The sequence below is a fragment of the Komagataeibacter melaceti genome (genome assembly GCF_003403295.1).
In the GTDB taxonomy this organism is placed as follows: Bacteria; Pseudomonadota; Alphaproteobacteria; order Acetobacterales; family Acetobacteraceae; genus Komagataeibacter; species Komagataeibacter melaceti.
On sequence record NZ_QUWV01000188.1, the window covers coordinates 1 to 5881 of the forward strand.

Genomic DNA, 5881 nt, shown 5'->3' on the forward strand with positions numbered 1-5881 from the left:
CTTCCGTAAAACGACTGCGCTTCATCCGTCCGTATCCTTCTCGATCGGACTCTACTTTTAAATGGTTACATTTCCGGGGGGCACGTCATAACCATCGACATTTTTATACATAGGGAAAGTCCCAATAAAGCTCTTTGTGTATTTTATTTGTAGAGAGCAGACGGCCAAACCGTGTCCGTTATACGGAAAGGTAGATTCAGGAACTGTATGTCTGCGAAGAGGGCGACTGCCGCCTGTCTGGTTCATATTACTGAGCAGACAGGCGGCCTTTGGGAAAAGCGGGCCGTCCGGTTTTGGCAAAAGAGGCGTGCTGGCAGACAATCGAAATCATTAGATGTTATAATTTCCATTATGATTTTAAGACTTTGACGCGGGACGTATCCGAAGGTAATTTTAAGGAAATATAATTCATCTTGGTGCGTTTGGAAATTATTTCATGTATAGATGGTTTGATGCATCCGTTGCAAGCGACATAAACAATAAAACTTGGAACTATAGTTCTACCCACTATCGTTGTGGTGAACTAAAACAGCTATCGAAGCTCTTTGATGCACCTTTCCTAGATGATTTACATAAATCCATGATGAGGCGGGTTTTCTCCGCTGGTGCTTCAATAGCGAACTTGAGTGTAGAGCTCGGATACATTGATAAAATGCCGTACGCAAAACCTGGTGTGGCAGATAAAAGAGAGATCGGAGACGCAATTATATTTGGCATTGAGGAAATAATCAGCCCGAGTGGCGTAATAATTTCTTCGAACGCCCGTGCGGTCGTACTACAGGCTAAAATAGCCACATCAAAGATGCAGTTAAGTGCTCCAACTATTCCAATCCAGCCTAATACCCCTGATAGCAGTACACGTAAAGAATTAGATCTTTTAAGTAAATGGCCGCCTTTCAAACTTTACGAGCGGTCAAGGAGTTCAGGGCCCTACATCTCGCGTATTTTTGATTTGGCAGGACATAAAAGCTCCCCTTTTCCCTTTGGCTGGTATCTTGCCGCGCCTAGGACTAGTTCTCCGCCTAATCCTCCTCTTCATTCAGTATGGCCGTCTTGGTGGATGTTGGGAGGGGCAATTTTAGGACAGAGCTGTGACACTCAGTTTGGTGACTTCCTAAGAACTTTTTTACAAGGAAACAAGCTTCCCACAATAAGAGGCCTCTTAGAAGTAGGGGCTTCTTATAAGCCGAAAGGTAGTGCTGGTATTGCAACTGATTGGGATGTTCTATGCCAAACAATCTACGATTTAGTCTGTAAAAACACACCCTCACAAACCGTATTCGCCGGGATTTCTCCGCTCGCGACTGGATCTCTGGCTAAAATAAAAAAAATCCCTTTGTCATTAATTTTTCCTCCCTATTTTCTTTTAAATCCAATTTGGTCCACCAGAGGAGGTGACGATATTTTTTTTAAATATTATAATAATCGAGCTTCCCTTTATAATGTGGAGTTTTCCGAAGACGGAAAAATTATTAAATATCAATTTGACCGATTCAGGAATGATAAGAAGCATTATTATAAGTCTAAGAAAAAAAGAAACATTCCGGTTATTATAATTAAGTCCATTCAAATGATGGAAGAAAGTGAAGGACCCGTGCAGCCGTTGTCTTCTGAGGAAATATGACTCAGCGCCCGTATCGCCGATAGGTACCTTATCGGGCGCCCAAACTCAGCGAAATCGGTTATTGGAAGGGAAAGACCAAAACAGTCATTCGCAGCGCTCACGTTCACGACGTCTACCAATCCTTCGGCAGACGTTGAAACGCCGACTATAAACTTTCCAAGCGTATATTGTTGATTTTCACTGAGAACTGACCCGGGTAGGGCGGAAATTTTCATCGAGATTTGACCCATGCCTTCACACTCCCCGGCAGCATCTGCTGGGGGTTTGAGGAGTGATTGACATGGAGCTTCTGAGTGTGATCCGTCGGTGGCACTGCCGGGATCATCTTCCGATCCGCGAGATCGAACGCCGGACGGGACTGTCACGCAATACGATTGAATTGCCCCGGGTTTTATGGAGACAGAACGACCCGTGAGGTAAGAGTATAGTCATGAGTAATAAATCGAAGCGTTTTCCGCCTGAATTTCGTGAACGTGCAGCCCGCATGGTTCTGGAGGAAGAGAAGAACCATCCTTCGCGGTGGTCTGCGGTGATGATGATCGCTCCAAAACTGGATATTCATCCTGACACGCTGTCAAAATGGACCCGTCTGCATGAGCGGGCCAATGCACCTGCGGTGAGTGAGTTGCCTGATCGGGAGAAGATCAGGCAACTGGAGCGAGAGAACCGCGAATTGCGTCAGGCCAATGAAATCCTGCGTAAGGCGTCGGCATATTTTGCCCAGGCGGAACTCGACCGCCGGTTCAGGCCATGACCCGCTTCATTGAGAAGCATCGGCAGACATATGGTGTCGGGTCAATCTGCAAGATCCTGCTGATTGCGCCATCTGTCTATTATGCAACTGTTGCCAGACAGAAAAATCCCTGTGTGCGCAGCCAGAAAGACAAAGAGCTGCGCGATGAAATCCGTAGAGTATGGAACGATAATTTTTGTGTCTATGGAGCGCGTAAGGTTTGGCATCAGCTCAGACGCGAGGGCAGGACTATCGCCCGCTGCACGGTAGAGCGACTGATGCGCCAGATGGGACTTAAAGGCGTTATGCGTGGCAAGGGGATCAGAACCACACGGCCTGATCCGCAACGTCCCTGCCCACAGGATCTGGTGCAGCGCCAGTTTCATGCTCCAGTCCCCAACAGGCTCTGGGTTTCGGATTTTACTTACGTTTCCACATGGCAGGGCTTTGTTTATGCGGCCTTCATCATTGATGTGTTTGCCCGCGTGATTGTGGGCTGGCGCGTCTCGTCCACTGCCCATACCAACTTCGTACTGGACGCCCTGGAGCAGGCTCTGTGCCAGAGGCGGCCTGAGGGAAAAGTGACCCACCATTCAGACCGCGGCTGTCAGTATGTGTCCATTCGCTACACGCAAAGACTGGCTGAAGCGGGTCTCGTTGCTTCTGTCGGAAGCGTTGGAGATTCCTATGATAACGCTCTGGCGGAAACCATTAACGGGCTCTACAAAACCGAACCCATCTATCGGCAGGGGCCATGGAAAAACAGGGAAGCGGTTGAACTGGCAACACTTAAATGGGTCGACTGGTTCAACAATCGACGGATACTGTCCTCCATTGGAAACATCCCCCCAGCAGAAGCTGAAGCTCGCTTTTATGCACAACAGAAATCACATGCATTAGCCGCGTAGTTCAGATAAAAAACGTCTCCATAAAACCCGGGGCAATTCAAAATAGACAAGATTGGCTTGGAGAGTTTCTAAAATATCCACCTCATGTCGTAGATATTTTTAAATTCTCCTTCATATCTGTCTTTGGAAAACACCCTAAAAACCCTTTAAATCCATTCCTATAGACTATGCATTTTGAATTACTTGGCTCTTTTTTCCTATTCTCCTTATTTTTCCTTATATATAAAAACTCCCATATATAATCCCATTTTTCTTGCTTATCGTATTTTTCACTTTCGGCGTACGAGCAGACACTTTTTTTCGTGTTTTGCGCTTGGGTTTTTATTATCCTACGCAAGGAAAATAGGTTTTTTCGAATATATAAAAACACAAAAATACTCAGAATATTATGCACCAATGACTATAACAATATTTTTTATGATAGAAATAATTTCTAAGAATTTTTATTTTTCAATTGGCTTCCTATTTCTTAAATCTGGCTTTCTGACATTGTCTTTGTTGTCTAATACAGAAGCGTGTAAATTTTTAGATAGCAAACCTGTCCAATTCCTAGGAAAAATATCTTTTCCCCTATTTCTTTTCCAATTTCCTATTTTGATATCGTTTACGAGTTACTTAATAACGAAATATTATTATTTCAACCCCACCCCATTGATGGCTATTGCGATTGCAACATCAGGTGTTGTGTTAAGTATCATATTAGCCACTGCATTGTATCCAATAGAAATTTTAACTCAGAAAATTTGTAATTATATATATAAGATAACAAAAATAGCTTTCAATGTTTAGTTTTTTAGAGGAAATACACCTCCTGACCATCATGATTGCCTGTTTTTTCATTCGTTCAGGAGGTTCAATTCCCATTCCCTGAAGCCGTTCCAGCAAAGCAAAAACGGCAGAGGCATCCTCTGCACTGACAGCAGGTTTTCCATTGTTAGCCACCAGGGCTTTGCCTGCGTTTCTGTCCTGTTTGATTTTTTCCAGAATAGCCACTGTCAGCCATTCTCCGGCTTTCATGCCCTGTTTCTGGCTCTGTGTAATCACAGCTTGCCGGACATCAGCAGATATCCCCCTGATGCCCCATATGTTGATTTTCACTGAGAACTGACCCGGGTTTTTCATCAGAAATTGACCCAGCCAGCTGCTATTTCAGGCATAGTCGGGCGGGCGGTCAAGAAGAGGATCTGTCCTTTCTGTTTTTTGACGCGGCGGTGCTGGCGCGGAACCTGTAGCTGTCATTTCCTGTCTCGAGGATATGACAGTGATGGGTCAGCCGATCGAGGAGCGCGCCATCCTAAAAAAAGCTACCGCGTATTTCGCCAGGAATGCAAAGTGAGATACGCCTTCATTGCCGAGCATAGTGATCGTTTTGGAGTTCGGGCGATGTGCCGCTGTCTGGCCGTACAGCCCAGTGGTTACTATGCCTGGCGGAAGGAGCACTGAGCCGACGGGCTTGCGAGGACATCCGACAGACCACGTTGATCCGTCAGGCCTGGAACGACAGTGGCAGGGTTTATGGCTACCGTAAGCTGCACGATGATCTGCTCGATCAGGGCGAGACCTGCTGTCCGAATCGCGTGGCACGCCTGACAAAACTGGCGGGCATCAAAGCGCAGATTGGCTACAGGCGGCGGCCAGGTAGCCATAGTGGCAGGCCATCTCTGGTCATCGACAACACGCTGGCCCGGCAGTTTGATGTCGAGGCACCCGACAGGGTGTGGGTCACAGACATCACCTACATCCGCACCATGGAAGGGTTTGCCTACCTTGCAGTCGTACTCGACCTTTATTCGCGTCGTGTGGTGGGCTGGTCGATGCAGAGCCGCCAGACCTCGGATGTGGTACTGCAGGCGCTCCATATGGCCATCTGGCGACGAAAGCCCAAAAGCCGAGTGCTGATCCACTCCGATAGTCAGAAGATGGTTGCCAGCTCCCGGACGGTTTGTCTCAAACACTGATCGACCAAGGTAGACTGGCGCTGCGAGGTGCCCGGTGCGGTCTGACCCGCACTCTGATCGACCGTTGTGTCTTTCCCTGGACCTGTCGACCGCCCGGGAGCACCTCGCGGAGAGGCTTTGCCTCGGCCATTGCCTGTGACCCGAGAAGGGCCTGACCTGACTGGTCTCGTGACTGTCCTGTCCATGCAGCGGGCCGCGGCTGAGCCATTGACAGCGATCAGCCAGGAGCACGGTCATGGATGGAAACAAAAAAACGACGCGCGTGGTCGTTGGTGGCGTCGATACCCACAAGGATCTGCATGTTGCAACCATCGTCGATGAGCAGGATCATGTGCTGGGCACACAGAGTTTTCCCGCGACACGACAGGGTTATCGACAGATGCTGGCATGGATGCGCGCGGCGGGCGATCTTCTGCGTGTCGGGGTTGAATCGACCGGCAGCTACGGCGCCGGGCTGCTGCGCTTTCTGCAAGCCGCCGGGGTCGAGGTACTGGAAGTTACGGCGCCTGATCGGCATGATCGCCGCCGGCGTGGTAAAAGTGACGACCTGGATGCCCAGAGCGCCGCTCAAGAGGTGGTCCCCATTTTTCGGACAGGGCAATAAGCTATAATCCGACCTGAGAGAGAACGGGTTTTATGGGCAAGGTTACGCGCAAGA

The 5881-nt window shown here is 48.3% G+C and carries 3 protein-coding genes, 3 pseudogenes and 1 other annotated feature; of the genes and pseudogenes, 4 read left to right on the forward strand and 2 right to left on the reverse strand.

What is annotated here, in order from left to right; translation table 11 throughout:
- Nucleotides 1-436 precede the first annotated feature (436 nt).
- Complete coding sequence (locus tag DY926_RS17115; protein WP_148707826.1) at nt 437-1624, forward strand: hypothetical protein; 1188 nt, start codon at nt 437-439, stop codon at nt 1622-1624.
- Between the two features lie 430 nt (nt 1625-2054).
- Nucleotides 2055-3265, forward strand: a protein-coding gene (locus DY926_RS15750) for an IS3 family transposase (protein ID WP_116704223.1) whose coding sequence is annotated in 2 segments (ribosomal slippage) — nt 2055-2340 and nt 2340-3265 — 1212 coding nt in all. Because the reading frame shifts where the segments join, the coding sequence is not laid out codon by codon here.
- Nucleotides 2333-2449: a sequence feature (AL1L pseudoknot), on the forward strand. Its footprint overlaps the gene before it by 117 nt.
- Before the next feature lie 729 nt (nt 3266-3994).
- On the opposite strand, the gene DY926_RS15755 is transcribed toward DY926_RS15750, so the two are convergent.
- A complete protein-coding gene (locus tag DY926_RS15755; protein ID WP_116704224.1) occupies nt 3995-4387 on the reverse strand; it encodes a hypothetical protein in 393 nt (130 codons plus the stop codon).
- A 49-nt stretch (nt 4388-4436) separates the two neighbouring features.
- A pseudogene (locus tag DY926_RS17640) lies at nt 4437-4553 on the reverse strand (ATP-binding protein); the annotation flags it as partial.
- An 8-nt stretch (nt 4554-4561) separates the two neighbouring features.
- Here DY926_RS17640 and DY926_RS15765 point away from each other — a divergent pair.
- Nucleotides 4562-5196, forward strand: a pseudogene (locus tag DY926_RS15765) (IS3 family transposase); the annotation flags it as partial.
- Nucleotides 5197-5458: 262 nt separating this feature from the next.
- A pseudogene (locus tag DY926_RS15770) lies at nt 5459-5818 on the forward strand (IS110 family transposase); the annotation flags it as partial.
- Between the last annotated feature and the right edge of the window lie 63 nt (nt 5819-5881).

What these genes read in the sequence shown, in the direction of transcription:
- DY926_RS17115 (WP_148707826.1), top strand. Translation starts at nt 437, where the DNA reads ATGTATAGATGGTTTGATGCATCCGTTGCAAGCGACATAAACAATAAA.
- DY926_RS15755 (WP_116704224.1), bottom strand. Translation starts at nt 4,387, where the DNA reads ATGAAAAACCCGGGTCAGTTCTCAGTGAAAATCAACATATGGGGCATC.